The following is a 20,362-nucleotide window of genomic DNA, read 5'->3' as shown; positions in this document are numbered from 1 at the left end:
GGATGACTGAAACCATCGATCTTGAAGTGCGCGAGGGCGTCGACCGGGAAACGGTCGAGGCCGTGCAAAGCATTGGCAGCTACAAATACGGCTGGGAAACCGAGATCGAGATGGACTATGCCCCCAAGGGGCTGAACGAAGACATTGTCCGCCTGATCTCGACCAAGAACGAAGAGCCGGAATGGATGCTGGAATGGCGGCTGGAAGCCTATCGCCGCTGGGTCACCATGACCGAGCCGAAATGGGCCATGCTGAACTATCCTGAGATCGACTATCAGGACCAGTATTACTATGCCCGCCCGAAAAGCATGGAAGTGAAGCCGAAGTCCCTGGACGAGGTCGATCCGAAGCTGCTGGCGACCTATGAAAAGCTGGGCATCCCGCTGAAGGAACAGATGATCCTTGCCGGGGTCGAAGGGGCTTCGCCCTCGCCTGGCGTGGACATGGCGATCGCCGCGACCGAAGGCCGCCGCGTGGCCGTCGATGCGGTGTTCGACTCGGTCTCGGTCGGGACGACCTTCAAGGATGAACTCGCCAAGGCAGGGGTGATCTTCTGTTCCATCAGCGAGGCGATCCGCGAGCATCCCGAACTGGTGAAGAAATACCTCGGATCGGTCGTGCCGCAGTCCGACAACTATTTCGCCACGCTGAACAGCGCGGTGTTTTCGGATGGATCCTTCGTCTATGTCCCCAAGGGCGTGAAATGCCCGATGGAACTGTCCACCTATTTCCGCATCAACGCGGAAAACACCGGCCAGTTCGAACGCACGCTGATCATCGCCGACAAGGGAAGCTATGTCAGCTATCTGGAAGGCTGCACCGCGCCCAAGCGCGACACCAACCAGCTTCACGCGGCGGTCGTGGAGATCGTCGTGCTGGAGGATGCCGAGGTGAAATACTCGACCGTCCAGAACTGGTTTCCCGGCGACGAGGAAGGCCGCGGCGGCATCTACAACTTCGTCACCAAACGCGCCGACTGCCGCGAGGCCCGCGCCAAGGTGATGTGGACGCAGGTCGAGACCGGCAGCGCGATCACCTGGAAATATCCGTCCTGCATCCTGCGCGGCGATGAATCGCAGGGCGAGTTCTATTCGATCGCCATCGCCAACAACTGGCAGCAGGCCGATACGGGCACCAAGATGATCCATCTGGGCCGCAACACCCGGTCGCGCATCGTGTCCAAGGGGATTTCGGCGGGCCAAGCGCAGAACACCTATCGCGGGCTGGTGACGATGCACCCGCGCGCCACCAACAGCCGCAACTATACCCAGTGCGACAGCCTGCTGATCGGCGACAAGTGCGGGGCGCATACCGTGCCCTACATCGAGGTCAAGAATACCAGCAGCCGCGTGGAGCACGAGGCGACGACCTCCAAGGTCGATGACGACCAGCTGTTCTATTGCCGTTCGCGCGGCATGGACGAGGAGGAGGCCGTGGCCCTTGTCGTCAACGGCTTCTGCCGCGAAGTCCTGCAGGCCCTGCCAATGGAATTCGCCATGGAGGCGCAGGCACTGGTCGCCATTTCGCTGGAAGGTTCGGTCGGCTAAGGCCGCGAACGGATTTGATGATGGTGCCGTGGCTTCGGCACCGCCGCCACCATCTGATGAGGAAAAGATGCTGAAAATCGACAACTTGCACATCAAGCTTGAGGAAGAGGACAAGCAGATCCTGAAGGGTCTGTCGCTGGAGATCCCCGCCGGTCAGGTCCATGCCATCATGGGGCCGAACGGGTCGGGCAAATCGACGCTGTCCTATGTCCTGTCGGGCCGCGACGGCTATGAGGTGACCGAAGGCACGGCCACGCTGGACGGCGAAAGCCTGCTGGACATGGAGCCCGAGGAGCGCGCGGCCGCAGGCCTGTTCCTGGCCTTCCAGTATCCGGTCGAAATCCCCGGCGTCGGCAACATGACCTTCCTGCGCACCGCCGTGAACGCGCAGCGGAAAGCGCGGGGCGAGGAGGAGCTCTCCTCGGGCGATTTCCTGAAGGTCGTGCGCGCCAAGGCGGCGGAACTGCAGATCAGCCCCGAGATGCTGAAGCGCCCGGTCAACGTGGGCTTCTCGGGCGGCGAGAAGAAGCGCAACGAGATCCTGCAGATGGCCATGCTGGAACCGCGCATGTGCATCATGGACGAAACGGATTCGGGCCTTGATGTCGATGCGATGCGGCTGGTGTCGGATGGCGTGAACGCGCTGCGTTCGCCCGACCGCAGCTTCCTGGTCATCACGCACTATCAGCGGCTGCTGAACCATATCCAGCCGGACGTGGTCCATATCATGGCGGACGGCCGCATCGTGAAAAGCGGCGGCCCGGAACTGGCCCTGCAGGTCGAGGAAGAAGGCTATGGCGACCTGCTAGCGGAGGCCGGCTAATGGCGGACCTGGCAATCAAGGCAAAGGACCAGACCCCCACGGTCGAGGGTGCGTCCAAGCCCGCCAACGCGCTTGATGCGCGATTGGCGGGCCTGAGCCTGCCGCAGGGCGGGTTTACGGCACCGGCGCGTCAGGACGCCCTGGCGCGGTTGCAGGACATGGGCCTGCCCGGTCCGCGCGACGAATACTGGCGCTATACCGACCCGCGCGGCTTCAACGCGCCGGAACCTGCCGTGCTGGCGGTGCCGGATGCGCAGGAAACGCCGCTGTTCGACGGGCTGGACAAGCTGACGCTTGTCTTTGTCGATGGCGTCTTCGACGAGGCGGCGTCCGACGACCTGGCGCTGGAGGGGATCGAGATCGCGACCCTGGCCCAGGCCGATGCAGGCGCAAGCTGGGCGGCGGATCTGTATGGCACGCTGGAAGCGGCGGGCCAGAAGCCGGTCAAGCGTCCCTTTGCGGCGCTGAACACCGCCGCCGCGCGCGACGGGCTGCTGATCCGCGTGACGGCGACGCCCACCAAGCCGGTGCATGTGGTGCATCGCCGCGCCTCGGACAGCGCGGACGCGATCTGGCACCATGTCATCCGCATCGAGGAAGGCGCCGAACTGACGTTGCTGGAAACCGGCATGTCGGGCGCGCGGTCGAACAGCGTGATCGAGGTCGATCTGGCCCCCGGAGCGCGGTTCCACCATGTCGGCTCGAAGCGCGCGGTGGATCCCAAGGTCGGCATCGGCCATATCTTCGCCCGTGTCGCGGCCAAGGCGCAGTTCAAGTCCTTCACCCTGTCGGTGAACGGCACGATGATGCGCAACGAAGCCGTGATCGACATCGCGGGCGACGACGCCGTGGCCCATATCGCCGCCGCCGTTCTGGGCGATGGCGGCAAGGCGCCCTTCCACCAGGACGACACGGTGTTCATCACCCACGGAGCCGAGCGCTGCGAAAGTCGCCAGGTCTTCAAGAAGGTGCTGAAGAACGGGGCCGAGGGCGTGTTCCAAGGCAAGATCCTGGTCAAACCCGGCGCGCAGAAGACCGACGGCTATCAGATCAGTCAGGCGCTGCTGCTGGACGAACGCAGCCAATTCCTGGCCAAGCCCGAGTTGGAGATCTATGCCGACGACGTGAAATGCTCTCACGGCTCGACCACCGGCGCGATCGACGAGGAAGCGTTGTTCTATCTCCGCTCTCGCGGGGTGCCGCGCGAACGGGCCATCGTGTTCCTGGTCTTGTCCTTCCTGGCGGACGCCTTGGCCGAGGTCGAGGACGAGGCGCTGCGTGACCGCATCTACGAACGGCTTGACCTGTGGCTGACCCTGAACGCGGTTCAGTAAGACGCGCGCCGGGGGGGATTCTTCCCCGGATGCTGCAAAGCTGGTGGGCCCCGCGCCGGGTGGTGCGGGGCCTTTCCGCCATGCCGGAACGGGTCAAGCTTGTGGTGCTGATGGCCGCGATGCTGATCTTCCTGATCGCGCAGGGCCCCGCCAATGCACGTCTGGCGCAGCTTGACCCTTCGGTTCCGTTCCAGGCGCGGATGGGGGGCGCATTGGTGGCGGTGATGTTCATGATGCCGATCCTGGCCTATGCCCTGGCATCGCTGATGACGATCCTGTCCCGCCTGACGCCCTGGCACCTGACGCAGGAGGATTCGAGGCTGGCGCTGTTCTGGGCGCTGCTGGCAGTCGCGCCCGCGATGCTGCTGGCCGGGCTGGTTTCCGGGCTGGTGGGACCGGGGCCCGCGCTGACGCTGGCGCAGGCGGTCTGCGGCATTGGCTTTCTGATGATCTGGGGCGCCGGCATGTCGGCACTGGCGAGGCGAAGATGAGTTTCGACGACTTCAAGACCCTGGTCGGCCTGTCGTTCCGCGATCCGCAGGGCACGGCGCGCCTGCTGATCGGGCAGAACTGGCCGCTGCAGGCGCGCTGGATGGCGCTGCTGGCCGCCGTGTCGATCTCGGCCCTGCTGGCGTCGCTTGCCGCGGCGATCTTCGCCGCCCCGGCCGAGGATGGCGTCCAGGTCGTCATGCTGAGCCAGCAACCCATGGTCTTTGCGGTGATGCAGATCGGCGCCATCGTGCTGGCGGCGGGCCTGATGTCAGGCGTCGGCCGGATGTTCGGCGGCACCGGTCGGTTCGAGGACGCGCTGCTGCTGACCGTCTGGATCGAGGTTCTGCTGTTGCTGGTCCAGGCCGTCCAGCTTGTGCTGTCGCTGGTTCTTCCTGTCGTGGCCGGGCTGCTGGGCGTTGCCGCGACGGCTCTGTTCCTGTGGCTGACCGTGCATTTCACCAAGGCGCTGCACGGCTTCCAAAGCCTGTTGAAGGTCACGCTGGGGCTGATCGGAACCGCCATTGCCGCCGGTTTCGTGCTGTCCCTTCTGGCCGCCGCCCTTGGGATCATGCCGGAGATGCCGCAATGAGCTTTGATGTCGATGCCGTCCGTGCCGATTTCCCGATCCTGTCGCGTCAGGTGAACAACCGCCCGCTGGTCTATCTGGACAGCGGCGCCAGCGCGCAAAAGCCGCGCCAGGTGATCGACGCGATCACCCGCGCCTATGAAGGCGAATACGCCAATGTCCACAGGGGCCTGCACTTCCTGTCGAACCTGGCGACGGAAAACTATGAACGCGTCCGCGCGATCATCGCCCGCTTCCTGAAGGCCCCGCATGAAGACGAGGTGATCTTCACCAGCGGATCCACCGAAGGCATCAACCTTGTCAGCTATGGCTGGGCCGCGCCGCGCCTGCAGGCGGGGGATGAGATCGTCCTGTCGGTGCTGGAACACCACGCCAATATCGTGCCCTGGCATTTCCTGCGCGAACGGCAAGGCGTCGTGCTGAAATGGGTCGAGCCGGAAGCCGATGGCAGCCTGCCACCGGAAAAGGTGCTGGCGGCGGTCACGCCGCGCACGAAGCTGATCGCCGTCACGCATATGTCGAACGTGACGGGCACCATCGTCGATGTGGGCGCCATCGCGCGGGGCACCGATGTGCCGGTGCTGGCGGACGGATCGCAGGCGGCGGTGCATATGCCGGTCAATCTGGCGGCGCTTGGCGTCGATTTCTACTGCATCACCGGGCACAAGCTTTACGGCCCCTCGGGGTCGGGCGCGATGTGGATCCGCCGCGAACGTCAGGCCGAGATGCGGCCCTTCATGGGCGGCGGCGACATGATCCGCACGGTCACGCGAGAAGCCATCGACTATGCCGACCCGCCCCTGCGGTTCGAGGCGGGCACGCCCGGCATCGTCAACCAGATCGGCCTGGGCGCGGCCCTGGAATACCTGATGGACCTGGGGATGGAGAACATCGCCGCCCATGAACGGTCTTTGCGTGATTATGCCCGCGACCGGCTGCGCAGCCTCAACTGGCTGCAGGTCCAGGGCGACGCGCCGGGCAAGGGCGCGATCTTCTCCATGACCATGCAGGGCGCCCATGCCCATGACCTGTCCACGATCCTGGACAAGCGCGGCATTGCGGTGCGCGCGGGCAGCCATTGCGCCATGCCGCTGATGGAATTCTTCGGAATCACCGCCAGCGCGCGGGCGTCATTCGCGATGTATAACACCACGCAGGAAGTGGACGCTTTGGTCGAAGGATTGAGCTTCTGCCGCGAGCTTTTCGCCTGAATCTTGCAAAGTTTTGAGGGGTCGCCGAAGATCGTCCGATAATCCTTGCCGGTTTCTGGAATGTCTGCATCCCTGACCGAAACTTGGCCAGGGGAAGGATCATGGCGGAAATTCTGGTTCTGGGTGCGGGCATGGTGGGCGTCACGACCGCCCTGGCGCTGCAGGCGCGCGGGCATCAGGTGACGATTGTCGAACGCGGTGTGCCGGGGCGCGAAACCAGCTATGGCAATGCCGGCCTGATCCAGACCGAGGCGGTCGAGCCCTATGCCATGCCGCTGGCGCCCGGCGCGCTGATCCAGATCGCCATGGGGCGCGGCTATGACGTGAAATGGAACCTGCCGGGCCTCTTGTCGCAACTGAACGCGGTCTGGACCTATGCCATCAACTCGCTTCCCGCGGGTCATCGCCGGGCCACGCTGGTCTGGGGCAAGCTGATCCGCCAATCGACCGAACGCCACACGCCCCTGGTCGAGGCTGCGGGCGCCGATAACATCATCCGCCGCGACGGCTATATCGAGGTGCATCGCACGCCGGCGCGGATGGAAAAGGCCCGCGTCACCGCCAAGCGGTTCATGGATGAATTCGGGGTCGAGGCCAAGCTGATGGACGGCAAGGCCCTGCGCGCCCTAGAGCCGGCGATCAAGATCGAGGTCGAGGGCGCGACCCATTGGGCCGATGCCTGGACCTGCTCGGATCCCGGCGGGTTGGTGGCAGCCTATGCGAGCCTGTTCGAAAGGCGCGGCGGGCGGATCGTCAACGGCGACGCGGGCGACCTGCGCCGCGCGGGCAAGGGCTGGCAGGCTGGCGAGGCCGAAGGGGAACATGCCGTGGTGGCACTTGGCCCCTGGTCGCCCATGCTGCTGCAGCGTTTCGGCCTGACCGTGCCGATGGTCTTCAAGCGCGGCTATCACCGCCATTACCGCATGGAGACACCGCCGAACCACCCGATTGCGGATTTCGGCAATTCGGTCGTGCTGTCGCCGATGCGGCGCGGCTTGCGGATCGCCACCGCCGCCGAACTGACCAGCCACCCGCGCCTGACGCCGCCGCAACTGAAGCACGGCGAAAAGGCCGCGCGGGAACTGTTCGACATCGGCAGCCCGGTCGAGGCCGAACCCTGGACCGGCCGCCGTCCCTGCATCCCCGACATGCTGCCGGTGATCGGCCGCGTGCCCGACCAGCCGAACCTCTGGGCCCATTTCGGCCATGGCCACCAAGGCTTTACCCTTGGCCCGGTCACCGCGGAAATCCTGGCCGAGGAACTGGACGGCGGCCAGAGTTGGGCGGAATTGCAGCCGACGCGGTTCAAACGCTAGCCCTATCTTCTGTGCGAAATATCCTCAGGGGGTGAATTGGCCGCAGGCCAAGAGGGGGCGCAAGCGCCCCCTGCTGCCGCAAACCGTCAGCAGTCCCGGTTGACTTTCGCGCCGGGGAACACACCTTAAGGCTCTGCCGCACAAAGGTCGCCCATGGGTCACAACAACACCAACGCGCCGGTCGCGCGCCCGATCGAAGTCACCCGCCCCAAGCTGGAGGGCGGGCGGCGCTTCGTCATGAAAAGCGAATTCCAGCCTGCAGGCGACCAGCCGACGGCCATTGTCGAACTGACCCAGGGCGTGCAGGCGGGCGAACGCGATCAGGTGCTGCTGGGCGCGACGGGCACGGGCAAGACCTTCACCATGGCCAAGGTGATCGAGGCGACGCAGCGCCCGGCGATCATCCTGGCGCCCAACAAGACGCTGGCTGCCCAGCTTTACGGCGAATTCAAGGGCTTCTTTCCCGACAACGCGGTCGAATATTTCGTCAGCTACTACGACTATTACCAGCCCGAAGCCTATGTCCCCCGGTCGGACACCTATATCGAGAAGGAATCGCAGATCAACGAGGCCATCGACCGGATGCGCCACTCGGCGACGCGCGCGCTGCTGGAGCGCGACGATGTCATCATCGTGGCCTCGGTGTCCTGCATCTACGGCATCGGCTCGGTCGAGACCTATTCGGCGATGACGCAGGACATGGTCGTGGGCGACAGCTATGACCAGCGGGAGTTCCTGAGCCAGCTTGTCGCGCAGCAATACAAACGACTGGACGCGGCCTTCCAGCGCGGCGGCTTCCGTGTGCGCGGCGACGTGGTCGAGGTCTGGCCCGCGCACCTTGAGGACCGCGCCTGGCGCTTCGACTTCTTCGGAAACGAGCTTGAGGCGATCACCGAATTCGACCCCCTGACGGGACAAAAGACGGACAATTTCCGCCAGATCCGCATCTATGCCAACAGCCACTATGTGACGCCGCGCCCGACGCTGCAGCAGGCGATCAAGGGCATCAAGGCGGAATTGCAGACCCGGCTGAAACAGCTTGTCGATGAAGGCAAGCTGCTGGAAGCGCAACGGCTGGAGCAGCGCACGAATTTCGACCTTGAGATGCTGGAGGCCACCGGCGTCTGCAACGGGATCGAGAACTACAGTCGTTATCTCACCGGCCGCGCGCCGGGCGAGCCGCCCCCCACGCTGTTCGAATTCATTCCGGACAACGCCATCGTCTTTGCCGACGAATCCCATGTCAGCGTGCCGCAGATCGGCGGCATGTATCGCGGCGACTTCCGGCGCAAGTTCACGCTGGCCGAACACGGCTTCCGCCTGCCAAGCTGCATGGACAACCGACCGCTCAAGTTCGAGGAATGGGACGCGATGCGCCCGCAATCGGTCTTCGTCTCGGCCACGCCTGCCCAGTGGGAGATGGACCAGACCGGCGGCGTCTTCACCGAACAGATCATCCGACCGACTGGCCTGCTTGACCCGCAGATCGAGATCCGCCCAGTGGAAATGCAGGTGGACGACCTGCTGGACGAAATCCGCAAGGTCAGCAAGGCGGGCCTGCGCACGCTGGTCACGACGCTCACCAAGCGCATGGCCGAGGATCTGACCGAATATTTCCACGAACAGGGCATCCGCATCCGCTATATGCACAGCGACATCGACACCATCGAGCGGATCGAGATCCTGCGCGACCTGCGGCTTGGCGCCTTCGACGTGCTGGTGGGCATCAACCTGCTGCGCGAGGGGCTGGACATCCCCGAATGCGGGCTGGTCGCGATCCTGGATGCCGACAAGGAAGGGTTCCTGCGGTCGGAAACCAGTTTGATCCAGACCATCGGCCGGGCAGCGCGGAACGCCGATGGCCGCGTCATCATGTATGCCGACCACATCACCGGCAGCATGGAACGCGCCATGGCGGAGACCGAACGCCGCCGCCAGAAGCAGATGGCCTATAACGAGGCGCACGGCATCACCCCCCAGACCGTCCGCAAGAATGTCGAGGACGTGCTGGCGGGCCTGTGGCAGGGCGACACCGACCAGTCGCGCGTCACCGCCAAGGTGGACCGCCCCATGGTCGGCGCGAACCTGCAGGCGCATCTGGACGCGCTGCGCGCGCAGATGCGCAAGGCTGCCGAGAACCTGGAGTTCGAGGAAGCCGCCCGCCTCCGCGACGAGGTCAAGCGGCTGGAAGCGGTCGAACTGGCCGTGGCCGACGATCCCCTGGCGCGTCAGTCCGTGATTGAGGAAGCGGCCGAGGAAGCCGTCAAGGCATCCGGCCGGTCCACGGCGGGCAGGGCAGGGCAGCGGGGCGGCAACAAGCGGTCCAAGCGGCGGCGCTAGACCGCCGCCTGCCGGACCAAGGCTTCGCTGATCTTTCGCGCAAGCTGGTCGAAGGTGAAGGGCTTGGGCAGGAAGTTGGTGCTTGACCGAAGCCTGCCATCGGTTTCCAGCGATTTGCCGGTATAACCGCTGGTGTAAAGAACGCGCAGGCCGGGGCGCATCGCCTGCGCCTGTTCGACCAGTTGGGGGCCGGTCATCTGCGGCATCACCACATCGGTGAACAGCAGGGCGACATCTTCCCGCGCCTTCAGCAGCGCCAGGGCCGCCGCGCCCGATGCCGCCTCCAGCACGGTATATCCCAGTTCCTGCAATGAGGCGACGGTGAAGCTGCGCACGCGGTCCTCATCCTCGACCACCAGGACCACGTCGCCGGGCCGCCCCATCGGCACGTCGGACGCCTGATCGCGCGGCGCCTGCGCCGGACCTTCCAGGCAGCGCGGCAGGTACAGGTCTATCGACGTGCCCTGGCCGACCCGTGAATCGATCGCGACATGCCCGCCCGACTGCCGGATGAAACCATAGACCTGGCTCAGGCCTAGGCCCGTTCCCCGGCCGGTCGGCTTTGTGGTGAAGAAGGGATCGAAGGCCTTGGACAGCACCTCGGGCGTCATGCCGCTGCCCGTGTCCTGCACGCGGATGCGGACGTAATCCCCTGCCTCCATGCCGGTTGGGCGGGCCTGACCGGCGTCCAGCGTGGCGTTTGTGGTCTGGATGAGTACCCGCCCGCCATCCGGCATCGCGTCGCGCGCATTCACCGCCAGGTTGATGATCGCGTTTTCAAGCTGATTGCGATCGACCTTGGTGGTCCACAGATCCGGTTGCAGCAGTGTTTCCAGCGCGACCGTTTCGCCCAGCGAACGCGACAGCATGTCCGACAGGCCCGTCAGCAACCCGTTCGCATCGGCCACGGCCGGCTCCAGGGGCTGCTGGCGCGAAAAGGACAGCAACCGCTGCGTCAGCGCGGCGGCGCGATTGACGCCTTCAAGCGCGCCTTCGATATAGGCGCCCACATCGGTGTTGCCCCGCGCCAGCTGGCGCTGCGTCAGGTTCAGACCGCTGATGACCACGGCAAGCATGTTGTTGAAATCATGCGCGATCCCGCCGGTCAACTGGCCCACGGCCTCCATCTTCTGCAACTGGCGCAACTGGCGTTCGGCCGCCTCGCGCCGCTCGAACTCCTCGCGCAGGACGATCTCGCGCTGGGCAAGGGTGGCCTCCTGCTCCTCGACCCGGCGGTTCAAGCTGCGCAGGGCCTCGGCCCGCTCCATCGCCAGCCAGGTCTGCTGCACGATTTCCTTGGCCAGCGTGATTTCCGGTTCTGTCCACGGGCGGACCGAGGCCTGGTGCAGATAGATGCCCGCCGCCCACTTCCCGGCTGTCAGCAACGGAACGCAAAGCCCGGCCAGAACCCCTTCGGCGGAATAGGGGACAAGTTCGCCATTGTTGTCGCAGCGGCTGTCGCCGAACACCAGGGCGCGGCCCGCCCGGCGCTCCCGATCCGCAAGCGCGCCGTAATGGTCCGTCGCCTGCATCCCGATCAGCGGATCAAGCTTGCCATCGGTCCAGCACGCTTCGTGGCAGATGCTGTGCGTGCCCGTCAGGCGATAGAAGCCGACACGGTTGACGCCCAGCCGCCTGCCAAGCGCCTCGGATGCGGCGTGCAGGATTTCGCGCGGATCGGACAGCATCCGCTGCCGGCCCATCAGATCCAGGACGAACTCGCGCTCCTCCTTGGCGGCGCGCAGCAGCAGTTCGGCTTCCTTCAACAGGGTGATGTCATAGCTGACACCGGGCAGCCGGACGCATCGCCCGTCCGGCCCCGCGATGCAGCGCCCCTGCGCGGAAACCCAGCGGACCGTTCCGTCCGACCGCAGCAGCCGGTATTCCGAACCGAAGCTGCCGACCGCCCGGATCGCCTGCGAGATTTCGGCCTGGACCCGCGCGCGGTCGTCGGGATGGATGCCCTGGAAGAACTGGTCGATGGACGCGCCTTCGGTCGCGACATGCGCATCCACCCCGTAAAGGCTCGCGAAGCGCGTATCCGAGGTGACCCGATCCTCGACCACGTCCCAGTCCCAGATGCCGACGCTGTTGGTCGAGGACATGGCCAGGCCCAGGCGTTCGTCCGCCTTGTCGCGCGCGCGTTCCGCCAAGATCCGCGCCGTGGTTTCGCCGGTGACGCAAAGCAGCCCGGCGACCCGCCCTTCGTCGTCATAGACGGGGGAATAGGTAAAGGTCCAATAGCTTTCCTCGGGCACGCCCTGACGGCTCAGGTCAAGCCGCATGTCCACCATCTTCTGGCTTTGCCCGCGAAGGCAGGATTCCACCAGCGGAGAGATGTCGTCCCAGATGCTGGCCCACAACTCGCGGAACGGCCTGCCAAGGGCGTCGGCCTCGCGGTATCCCAGAATCGGGCGATAGGCATCGTTATAGAACGAGATAAGGTCCGGTCCCCAGGCCAGGAACATCGGCGTCGGGCAGGTCAGCATCGCCGACAGGATGGCGCGCAGGGACAGGGGCCAGGCGTCAAGCGGCCCCAGCGGACTTGCCGACCAGTCCCGCAAGGCGATTTCCCCGGCGACGTGGCTGTCGGGCAAGGGCAGCCAGGTTCCGGCGGGCCGTTCGATATTCATCTGCAGTTCCTGATCGTGCGTCATTCGTGAATCGTCCGTGCGGCCAAGTGGTTGCTGCCGCTGGATCGCGCGATATTTGCTTGCGCCGACCGGCGCCGCAAGAGCTTGAAAAAGGGACGTTGCGGCGGGATGGGCCGGGAGAGGCGAATGGCGGAGCAGGTGGGATTCGAACCCACGGGACCATCACTGGCCCGGCGGTTTTCAAGACCGCTGCCTTAGACCGCTCGGCCACTGCTCCGTGGGCCTGGGGTTAAACCCTGGCAAGGGGATTGCCAAGGTCCAACCGTCAGACGACGACGCCCGCGCCCTCGGTGGCGGGACCGGCGACGGCGCGGAAGGCGGCGAACAACTCGCGGCCCATGCCTTCGCTGCTGGGGGCGGGGTCATGGGCGGCGGCCGGCCGGGCGTCGAAACCGGGGGCGAGGCAGTCGATGGTGCCGCTGACGGCATCCAGGCGGATCACGTCGCCATCGCGGACGCGTGCCAGGGGGCCGCCGACCGAGGCCTCGGGCGAGATGTGGATGGCAGAGGGCACCTTGCCCGACGCGCCCGACATGCGGCCGTCGGTCAGCAGCGCGACCTTCAGGCCGCGATCCTGCAGAACCGCCAGGATCGGCGTCAGCGAATGAAGCTCGGGCATCCCGTTGGCGCGGGGGCCCTGGAAGCGGACGACGACCACCGTATCCTCGATGAACTCGCCCGCCTTGAAGGCGTCCTTGACCTGATCCTGGTCGCTGAAGACGCGGGCCTTGGCCTTGATGACATGGCGCTCGGGGGCCACGGCGCTGACCTTGATGACGCCGCGTCCCAGGTTACCCTGCAACTGCTTCAACCCGCCGGTCTTGGCGAAGGGTTCGTGGGCCGGGCGCAGGATCTTGTCGTTCAGGGTCTCGCGCGACCCTTCCTCCCAGCGGATGCGGTCGCCGTCCAGCTTGGGTTCGGCGGTGTAGCCGTCAAGACCGGTGCCGTTGATCGTTTTCACGTCAGGATGCAGCAACCCGGCCTCCAGCAACTGGCCAATCATGTAGCCGATGCCGCCCGCCGCGTGGAAATGGTTTACGTCGGCCAACCCGTTGGGATAGACGCGGGCCATCAGCGGCACGGATTCCGAGATGTCGTGGAAATCCTCGATGTCGATCAGGATGCCCGCGGCCTTGGCCATGGCGGGGATGTGCATGACAAGGTTGGTCGATCCGCCCGTCGCCATCAGGCCGACAATGCCGTTCACGAAGGCCTTTTCGTCCAGAACCTCGCCCGCGGGCAGGTAGTCGTTGCCCAGCCGGGTGATCGCGGCGGCACGCTGAACGCCCGCTACTGTCAGGGCGTCGCGCAGGGGGGTGTTGGGGTTGACGAAGCTGGAGCCGGGCAGGTGCAGGCCCATGAACTCCATCAGCATCTGGTTGCTGTTGGCGGTGCCGTAGAAGGTGCAGGTGCCGGGCGCGTGATAGGAGGCCATTTCGGCCGCCATCAGCGCGTCCCGGCCGACCTCGCCTGCGGCGAATTGCTGGCGGACGCGGGACTTTTCATCGTTGGGCAGGCCCGAGGGCATGGGTCCGGCGGGCAGGAAGACGGCGGGGATATGGCCGAAGGTCGCGGCGGCCATGACGAGGCCCGGCACGATCTTGTCGCAGACGCCCAGGTACAGCGCCGCGTCGAAGCAATCGTGGGACAGCGCCACGCCCGCCGCAAGCGCGATCACGTCGCGGGAGAACAGCGACAGCTCCATCCCGGCGCGGCCCTGGGTCACGCCGTCGCACATGGCGGGCACGCCGCCCGCGACTTGGACCGTGGCCCCTGCGGCATGGCCCGCGCGGCGGATCAGGTCGGGAAAGCGCTCATAGGGCTGATGGGCGGACAGCATGTCGTTATAGGCGGTGAGGATGCCGATATTCGGCTTTCGCGTCAGGGCCATGTCGTCCTTGTCAGGCATGGCGGCATAGGCATGGGCCTGGTTGCCGCAGGACAGGTGGGCGCGGCGGGGACTGTCTTCGGCCGCGCGGGCGATCTTGGTCAGGTAGGCGTCGCGCGTGACGCGGGACCGGGCGCGGATCCTGTCGGTGACGCGGTCGATGCTGTCGTGCAGGGTCATGGCTGGCTCCTTCTGCTTGCAGGGAATATACGTTGTTAGCGTTAACGGTTCAACATGGCTTGTGACGTGGCGGGCTGCGGTCTTGTGCCGGGCGGGGCGGCGTGCCAGATCCACAGGCGCGAAAGGATACCCCGATGACCGATCTGCCCGTGCTGCGCCTGCGCCCGAAATCCAAGCCCCAGGCGATCCGCCACGGCTTTCCCTGGGTCTTCGCCGACGAGGCGGTGCTGGACCGCCGCAGCCGCGCCATGCCCGCAGGCAGCTTTGCTGTGCTGGAGGATGCCGAGCGCAAGCCGCTGGGATTGGTGACAGTCAACCCCAACTCGAAGATCGTGGCGCGGGTGATGGATGCCGACCCGCAGGCGGTGATCGACGGGGAATGGCTGCGCGCCAAGCTGGCGCGTGCCTTGCAGATGCGGGAACGGCTTTACGATGCGCCCTTCTATCGCCTGGTCCATGCCGAGGCGGACGGGCTGCCGGGGCTGGTGATCGACCGCTTCGGCGACGCGGCGGTGATCCAGCCGAACGCCGCATGGGCCGACCGGATGGCCGATGATCTGGCCGATGCCCTGGTCCAGGTCACGGGCGTGTCCACCGTGATCCTGAACGGGCAGGGCCGCGCGCGCGGGCTGGAAGGGCTGGACGAGCGGATGGAGGTTCTGCGCGGCGATGCTCCGTCGGATCCGATCGCGGTGCCGATGAATGGGGCGACCTATCTGGCCGACCTGATGGGCGGGCAGAAGACCGGGCTGTTCTTCGACCAGCGCCCGAACCATGCCTTTGCGCAGCGTCTGGCGAAAGGCGCGACGGTGCTGGATGTCTTCAGTCATGTCGGCGGCTTCGGGCTGGCGGGTTTGGCGGCAGGCGCGACCCGCGCCACCTGCGTGGACGGCAGCGCGGCGGCGCTGGAACTGGCCAAGGGCGGGGCAGGGCGGATGGAAGCCGCCGACCGGCTGGAGACGATCCAGTCAGACGCCTTCAAGGCCATGGAGCAACTGGCCGCCGAAGGCCGCCGCTTCGACGTGGTCGTCTGCGATCCACCGGCCTTCGCACCCTCGAAACCGGCGCTGGAGGCGGGGTTGCGCGCTTATGAACGGGTGGCAAAGATGGCAGCGCCGCTGGTTGCGCCCGGCGGCTATCTGGGGCTGTGCAGCTGTTCCCATGCCGCCGACCTGACGGCGTTCCGCAATGTCAGCGCGCGCGGCATCGGGCGCGGCGGGCGGCGCGGGGTGCTGATCCATACGGGGCAGGCGGGGCCGGATCACCCGATGCTGCCGCAACTGGCGGAAACCGGCTATCTCAAGGCGCTGTTCTTCCGGCTGGACTGATGCGAGCCGTTCTTGACGCCAACGTCCTATTCCCGACCATCCTGCGAGAGATTCTGACAGATCTGGCTGCAGGCGGGCTTTTCGTGCCCTTGTGGTCGCCGCGCATCCTGACTGAATGGCGCCATGCGGCTGCCCGGCTTGGCCCCGATCAGGACGCCGTGGCGGGGGCCGAAATCGCGCTGCTGCGCGACCGTTTTTCCGGCGCGGAGATGCCCGACAATGGCACCCGCGCCATCGACCTGCATTTCCCGGACCCTGCTGATCGCCACGTGGTCGAGGCCGCGTTGGCAGGGGACGCTTCGCTGATCGTCACCGCCAATCTGCGCGACTTTCCGCAACATCTGATGGCAAGCCTGGGCCTGCGGGCAATCCACCCCGACGCTTTCCTGCTGGATCTTCTGGCGGATCATCCGTCAGCCGTGACGACAGCCATCCAGGCGGCGCGCGACAAGGCGGCTGCCATGGGTGGCGCCATGACTGCCGACGAAATGCTCAAACGCTGCCGCCTGCCTCGGCTGGCCAAAGCCCTGAGAGGTTGAACCGAGTTGCTGTTAACGCTAACAAGAGATATGGCGATCCCCAACCGCAAGGAGGACAGCATGGTCTCGCGCGTCATTCCGGTCGATGACTTCGATCTGGTCATTTTCGGTGCCACGGGCGACCTGGCGCAGCGCAAGATCCTGCCTGGTCTGTTTCGTCGCTTTGTCGCGGGCCAGATCCCCGAAACCTCGCGCATCATCGGCGCGGCGCGGACCGACCAGGACGACGACGTGTTCCGTGAGGAAGCGGCCAAGGCTATCGTCGAATTCGCGGGCGTGCAGAAGAAAGACCCCCGGCTGGCGCAATTCCTGCAACTGCTGGGCTATACCCCGATCGACGCCAGGGGCGAGGGCGGCTGGCAGGAACTGAAGGCCCGGATGCGGCCGGACGCGGTTCATGCCTTCTATTTCTCGGTCGCGCCCGCCTTGTTCGGCGACATCGCCAGCCGCCTTGCCAGCCACGGCATCGCGGACGCCAACAGCCGCATCGTTGTCGAAAAGCCCTTCGGCCGCGATCTTGAATCGGCCCGCGCGCTGAACGCCACCCTGGCCCGGCATTTCCGCGAGGACCAGATCTATCGGATCGACCATTACCTGGGCAAGGAAACGGTCCAGAACCTGATGGCGGTCCGTTTCGCGAACATCCTGTTCGAGCCGCTGTGGAATTCCCAATACGTCGATCACGTCCAGATCACCGTGGCCGAAACCGTGGGCGTGGCCGGGCGCGGCAGCTATTACGACAAGTCCGGTGCGATCCGCGACATGATCCAGAACCACCTGATGCAGCTTCTGTGCCTGATCGCGATGGAGCCGCCCTATCACTTCGATCCCAATGCCGTGCGGGACGAAAAGCTGAAGGTCATCCGCGCATTGCAGCCGGTCGCACCGGGCGACATCGTGCGCGGCCAGTATCAGGCGGACGGCAAGTCCACCGGCTATCTTGAGGATTCCGAGAACCCGGATTCGCGGACCGAAAGCTATGTCGCGATGAAGGTTTGCATCTCGAACTGGCGCTGGCAGGGGACGCCCTTCTATCTGCGCACCGGCAAGAAGCTGCGGTCCCGCACCAGCGAGATCGCCATCGTCTTCCGCGAGCCGCCGCATTCGATCTTTGACGACACCGGCGCGCCCAAGGCGAACGAGCTTGTCATCCGGCTGCAGCCGAACGAGGGTATGAACCTCAAGGTGATGATCAAGGAGCCGGGGCCGGGAGGAATGCGGCTGGTGCAGGTGCCGCTGGACATGTCCTTCGCCGAGGCGCTTGGCGCCGACGGCAGCGACATGCCGGACGCCTATGAACGGCTGATCATGGACGTGATCCGGGGCAACCAGACCCTGTTCATGCGCGGCGACGAGGTCGAGGCCGCCTGGGCCTGGACCGACCCGATCATCGCCGCATGGGAGGACAGCAAGCGCCGCCCGGAACCCTATGACGCCGGATCCTCTGGCCCCGAGGAAGCGTTGCGCCTGATGCATCGCGACAACCGCCGATGGAGGGAGATTCGCGGATGAGCATGACTTTCAAGGAATATCCCGACCGGGAAATGCTGGCCCTGTCGCTGGCAGACCAGATGGCCTCGCAACTGGCGCAGCAATTGCGCACGGGTGACACGGCCAGCCTCTGCGTGCCCGGCGGCACGTCCCCGATCCTGGTGTTCGAGACGCTGAGCGGTGCTGATCTGGACTGGGAGCGCGTGACGGTTTTCCTGGGCGACGAACGCTGGGTGGACGGCGAACACAAGCGGTCCAACGGCCGCCTGCTGCGCCGCCACCTGTTGCGCGACCACGCGGCGACGGCGAACTATATCGACCTGTATACCGGCGCCACGACGCCCGATGAGGCTGCGGAACCTCTGGCCGAGGCGATCCGCCCGCATCTGCCGATCAGCGTCGTCCTGCTGGGCATGGGCAACGACATGCACACCGCCAGCCTGTTCCCCGGCGCCGACCGCCTGGCCGAGGGGCTGGCGACGGACGCCCCCCTGGTCCTGCCGATCCGCGCCGAGGGTGCCGAGGAGCCGCGCATCACCCTGACCCGCCCGGCCCTGGCCGATGCGATGAACGTCCATGTCCTCATCATGGGCCCGGAGAAGCGCGAGGCCCTGGAGCGCGCCACGAGGCTGGACGCCACCGAGGCGCCGATCCGCGCCTTCCTGGACAACGCGACCGTTCACTGGGCCGAATAGGCAGCCGAAGGAGCCTTCCCGAATGACCGACATCTGGAGCCGCCTGAAGTCCCATCGTCAGGCGCAAGGCGAGACCCGCATCACCGACCTGTTCGACGCCGACCCCGACCGTGCCCGCGCCTTCTGCACGGAAGCCGACGGCCTGGTCTTCGACTGGTCCAAGACGACCATCGACGCGGATGCGCGCGACCTGCTGGTCGAACTTGCCGAAGGGGCGGACCTGGCTGCCCGCCGCGAGGCGATGTTCACCGGCCAGAAGATCAACGAAACCGAAGGCCGCGCCGTCCTGCACACCGCCCTGCGCAACCTGCGCGGCAGCGTGGTGGTGGACGGCCAGGACGTGATGCCCGCCGTTCGGGAAACCCATGACCGCATGGCTGATTTTGCGCGCGATGTGCGGTCGGGCGCCTTCACGGGGCAGGGCGGCACCATCACCGACGTGGTCAATATCGGCATCGGCGGGTCCGACCTTGGCCCCTACATGGCGGTGCTGGCGATGGCGCCCTATCACGACGGGCCGCGCACGCATTTCGTCAGCAACGTGGACGGCGCCGACATCGCCGACACGCTGAAGGGGCTGGACCCGGCGACGACGCTGGTGATCGTGGCGTCCAAGACCTTCACCACCATCGAGACCATGACCAACGCCCAGACCGCGCGGGATTGGATGGGCCGCGTGGTGACGGATCCGGCGGCGCAGTTCGTCGCGCTGTCCTCGGCTGCGGACAAGACCGCCGCTTTCGGCATCGACCCCTCGCGCGTTTTCGGCTTCGAGGATTGGGTCGGCGGGCGCTATTCCGTCTGGGGCCCGATCGGGCTGTCGCTGATGCTGGCGATCGGGGATCAGCGTTTCGATGAATTTCTGGCAGGCGCCGCTGCCATGGATACGCATTTCCGCGCGGCACCCCCGGCGGAAAACCTGCCCGTGCTGCTGGCCCTGGTGGGCATCTGGCATCACCAGGTCTGCGGCTATCCGACGCGTGCCGTGCTGCCCTATGACAATCGCCTGCTGCGGCTGCCGGCCTATCTGCAGCAGCTTGAGATGGAATCGAATGGCAAGCGCGTCGCTATGGACGGCAGCGACCTGACGGTCGTGTCCGGCCCGGTCGTCTGGGGCGAGCCCGGCACCAACGGCCAGCACGCCTTCTATCAACTGATCCACCAGGGCACGACGCCTGTGCCTTGCGAGTTCATCCTGGCCGCGCGCGGGCATGAGGATGAATTGGCGCACCATCACATCCTGCTGGCCGCGAACTGTCTTGCCCAGTCAGAGGCCCTGATGCGCGGCCGCCCGCTGGAGGAGGCGCGCGCGTTGATGGCGGCCAAGGGGCTGGAAGGCGCGGAACTGGACCGGCAGGCGCGTCACCGCGTGTTCCCCGGCAACCGGCCCTCGACCACGCTGCTGATCGAGAAGCTGACACCCTTTACGCTGGGCCAGATCGTCGCGCTGTATGAACACCGCGTCTTTGTGGAAGGTGTCATCCTGGGCATCAACAGCTTCGACCAGTGGGGGGTCGAGCTGGGCAAGGAACTGGCGCTGAAGGTCGAGCCGCTGCTGAAGGGCGAAGCCGCGCCGGGGCATGATGCCTCGACCGAGCATCTGGCAAGTCTGTTCCGGCAGATGCGCGGGTAAGCCGGGGGCGCTTCGCCCCCCGCTTCGGGCCTGCCAGCCCCTTCGGGTATTTTTGCAAAGAAGAAGTCCTGCTGCTTACCAATGCGGCGGGCGCTGATCGGCCAGGGGGATCGAGCCTTCGGCATCGGCCTGCTGTTCGGCGGCAAAGCGCATCAGCATCTCCACCCGGCGGGTCAGGAGGGCGATCTCGCCGTCCTGGCGGGCAATGACTTCGTGCAACTCGTCGGTCACGCGGGTCAGGTGAGCCAGCGTTTCCTCAAGCTGGCGGATTTGCGTCTCGGTATCCTTGTCCATATCGGCCCCGT

The 20,362-nt window shown here is 65.9% G+C and carries 16 protein-coding genes and 1 tRNA gene; 13 read left to right on the top strand and 4 right to left on the bottom strand.

Annotated features, from left to right (window positions below; translation table 11 throughout):
* The first annotated feature begins 2 nt into the window (after positions 1–2).
* From sufB to uvrB, 8 genes are all read left to right on the top strand, one after another.
* Positions 3–1,547 carry a Fe-S cluster assembly protein SufB gene (sufB, locus tag AAIL68_RS09705; RefSeq protein ID WP_347139575.1) on the top strand — a complete coding sequence of 515 codons (1,545 nt, stop codon included), beginning with the start codon at positions 3–5 and terminating at the stop codon, positions 1,545–1,547.
* 67 nt (positions 1,548–1,614) lie between these two features.
* Complete coding sequence (sufC, locus tag AAIL68_RS09700) at positions 1,615–2,370, top strand: Fe-S cluster assembly ATPase SufC (protein ID WP_347139574.1); 756 nt, start codon at positions 1,615–1,617, stop codon at positions 2,368–2,370.
* Complete coding sequence (locus AAIL68_RS09695; RefSeq protein ID WP_347139573.1) at positions 2,370–3,704, top strand: SufD family Fe-S cluster assembly protein; 1,335 nt, start codon at positions 2,370–2,372, stop codon at positions 3,702–3,704. Before sufC ends, AAIL68_RS09695 begins: the two co-directional genes overlap by 1 nt.
* Positions 3,705–3,733: 29 nt before the next feature.
* Positions 3,734–4,195 (top strand): hypothetical protein, encoded by a 462-nt coding sequence (locus tag AAIL68_RS09690; protein ID WP_347139572.1) that lies wholly within the window; start codon positions 3,734–3,736, stop codon positions 4,193–4,195.
* Positions 4,192–4,785 (top strand): YIP1 family protein, encoded by a 594-nt coding sequence (locus tag AAIL68_RS09685; RefSeq protein ID WP_347139571.1) that lies wholly within the window; start codon positions 4,192–4,194, stop codon positions 4,783–4,785. Before AAIL68_RS09690 ends, AAIL68_RS09685 begins: the two co-directional genes overlap by 4 nt.
* A complete protein-coding gene (locus AAIL68_RS09680) occupies positions 4,782–5,993 on the top strand; it encodes a cysteine desulfurase (protein ID WP_347139570.1) in 1,212 nt (403 codons plus the stop codon). Before AAIL68_RS09685 ends, AAIL68_RS09680 begins: the two co-directional genes overlap by 4 nt.
* Positions 5,994–6,094: 101 nt before the next feature.
* Positions 6,095–7,309 (top strand): FAD-dependent oxidoreductase, encoded by a 1,215-nt coding sequence (locus AAIL68_RS09675; protein WP_347139569.1) that lies wholly within the window; start codon positions 6,095–6,097, stop codon positions 7,307–7,309.
* Positions 7,310–7,462: 153 nt separating this feature from the next.
* Positions 7,463–9,649, top strand: a complete 2,187-nt coding sequence (gene uvrB / locus AAIL68_RS09670; RefSeq protein WP_347139568.1) for an excinuclease ABC subunit UvrB — start codon at positions 7,463–7,465, stop codon at positions 9,647–9,649.
* Here uvrB and AAIL68_RS09665 read toward each other — a convergent pair.
* From AAIL68_RS09665 to edd, 3 genes are all read right to left on the bottom strand, one after another.
* The gene (locus AAIL68_RS09665; protein ID WP_347139567.1) at positions 9,646–12,306 is read right to left on the bottom strand and encodes an ATP-binding protein; all 2,661 of its coding nucleotides are present in this window, start codon (positions 12,304–12,306) and stop codon (positions 9,646–9,648) included. The genes uvrB and AAIL68_RS09665 overlap by 4 nt on opposite strands.
* A 124-nt stretch (positions 12,307–12,430) precedes the next feature.
* A tRNA-Ser gene (locus AAIL68_RS09660) sits at positions 12,431–12,520 on the bottom strand.
* 48 nt (positions 12,521–12,568) lie between these two features.
* A complete protein-coding gene (gene edd, locus AAIL68_RS09655; RefSeq protein ID WP_347139566.1) occupies positions 12,569–14,371 on the bottom strand; it encodes a phosphogluconate dehydratase in 1,803 nt (600 codons plus the stop codon).
* 134 nt (positions 14,372–14,505) lie between these two features.
* Here edd and AAIL68_RS09650 point away from each other — a divergent pair, with 134 nt between their 5' ends.
* From AAIL68_RS09650 to pgi, 5 genes are read left to right on the top strand one after another with little or no spacing between them, the layout of a single operon-like run.
* Positions 14,506–15,699: a class I SAM-dependent rRNA methyltransferase gene (locus AAIL68_RS09650; protein ID WP_347139565.1), complete on the top strand. Its 1,194-nt coding sequence runs from the start codon at positions 14,506–14,508 to the stop codon at positions 15,697–15,699.
* Complete coding sequence (locus tag AAIL68_RS09645; protein ID WP_347139564.1) at positions 15,699–16,238, top strand: PIN domain-containing protein; 540 nt, start codon at positions 15,699–15,701, stop codon at positions 16,236–16,238. Before AAIL68_RS09650 ends, AAIL68_RS09645 begins: the two co-directional genes overlap by 1 nt.
* A 60-nt stretch (positions 16,239–16,298) precedes the next feature.
* Positions 16,299–17,750, top strand: a complete 1,452-nt coding sequence (gene zwf, locus AAIL68_RS09640) for a glucose-6-phosphate dehydrogenase (protein WP_347139623.1) — start codon at positions 16,299–16,301, stop codon at positions 17,748–17,750.
* Between the two features lie 2 nt (positions 17,751–17,752).
* Positions 17,753–18,424 carry a 6-phosphogluconolactonase gene (gene pgl, locus AAIL68_RS09635; protein WP_347139622.1) on the top strand — a complete coding sequence of 224 codons (672 nt, stop codon included), beginning with the start codon at positions 17,753–17,755 and terminating at the stop codon, positions 18,422–18,424.
* Positions 18,425–18,446: 22 nt separating this feature from the next.
* On the top strand, positions 18,447–20,057 hold the full coding sequence (gene pgi, locus AAIL68_RS09630; protein ID WP_347139563.1) for a glucose-6-phosphate isomerase: 1,611 nt from the start codon (positions 18,447–18,449) through the stop codon (positions 20,055–20,057).
* 75 nt (positions 20,058–20,132) lie between these two features.
* Here pgi and AAIL68_RS09625 read toward each other — a convergent pair whose 3' ends face one another.
* The gene (locus tag AAIL68_RS09625) at positions 20,133–20,351 is read right to left on the bottom strand and encodes a SlyX family protein (protein WP_347139621.1); all 219 of its coding nucleotides are present in this window, start codon (positions 20,349–20,351) and stop codon (positions 20,133–20,135) included.
* Positions 20,352–20,362: the final 11 nt, after the last annotated feature.

It is taken from the genome of Paracoccus sp. SSK6 (genome assembly GCF_039770665.1).
GTDB lineage: Bacteria > Pseudomonadota > Alphaproteobacteria > Rhodobacterales > Rhodobacteraceae > Paracoccus.
This window is presented reverse-complemented; position numbering and strand designations above follow the sequence as displayed.

Excerpts from the sequence above, each read along its gene's own strand:
- AAIL68_RS09680 (WP_347139570.1), top strand. The coding sequence starts at position 4,782 with ATGAGCTTTGATGTCGATGCCGTCCGTGCCGATTTCCCGATCCTGTCG.
- AAIL68_RS09665 (WP_347139567.1), bottom strand. The coding sequence starts at position 12,306 with ATGACGCACGATCAGGAACTGCAGATGAATATCGAACGGCCCGCCGGA.
- AAIL68_RS09695 (WP_347139573.1), top strand. The coding sequence starts at position 2,370 with ATGGCGGACCTGGCAATCAAGGCAAAGGACCAGACCCCCACGGTCGAG.
- pgl (WP_347139622.1), top strand. The coding sequence starts at position 17,753 with ATGACTTTCAAGGAATATCCCGACCGGGAAATGCTGGCCCTGTCGCTG.
- AAIL68_RS09675 (WP_347139569.1), top strand. The coding sequence starts at position 6,095 with ATGGCGGAAATTCTGGTTCTGGGTGCGGGCATGGTGGGCGTCACGACC.
- sufB (WP_347139575.1), top strand. The coding sequence starts at position 3 with ATGACTGAAACCATCGATCTTGAAGTGCGCGAGGGCGTCGACCGGGAA.
- AAIL68_RS09645 (WP_347139564.1), top strand. The coding sequence starts at position 15,699 with ATGCGAGCCGTTCTTGACGCCAACGTCCTATTCCCGACCATCCTGCGA.
- zwf (WP_347139623.1), top strand. The coding sequence starts at position 16,299 with ATGGTCTCGCGCGTCATTCCGGTCGATGACTTCGATCTGGTCATTTTC.
- AAIL68_RS09650 (WP_347139565.1), top strand. The coding sequence starts at position 14,506 with ATGACCGATCTGCCCGTGCTGCGCCTGCGCCCGAAATCCAAGCCCCAG.
- AAIL68_RS09625 (WP_347139621.1), bottom strand. The coding sequence starts at position 20,351 with ATGGACAAGGATACCGAGACGCAAATCCGCCAGCTTGAGGAAACGCTG.
- sufC (WP_347139574.1), top strand. The coding sequence starts at position 1,615 with ATGCTGAAAATCGACAACTTGCACATCAAGCTTGAGGAAGAGGACAAG.
- uvrB (WP_347139568.1), top strand. The coding sequence starts at position 7,463 with ATGGGTCACAACAACACCAACGCGCCGGTCGCGCGCCCGATCGAAGTC.
- pgi (WP_347139563.1), top strand. The coding sequence starts at position 18,447 with ATGACCGACATCTGGAGCCGCCTGAAGTCCCATCGTCAGGCGCAAGGC.
- edd (WP_347139566.1), bottom strand. The coding sequence starts at position 14,371 with ATGACCCTGCACGACAGCATCGACCGCGTCACCGACAGGATCCGCGCC.
- AAIL68_RS09685 (WP_347139571.1), top strand. The coding sequence starts at position 4,192 with ATGAGTTTCGACGACTTCAAGACCCTGGTCGGCCTGTCGTTCCGCGAT.
- AAIL68_RS09690 (WP_347139572.1), top strand. The coding sequence starts at position 3,734 with ATGCTGCAAAGCTGGTGGGCCCCGCGCCGGGTGGTGCGGGGCCTTTCC.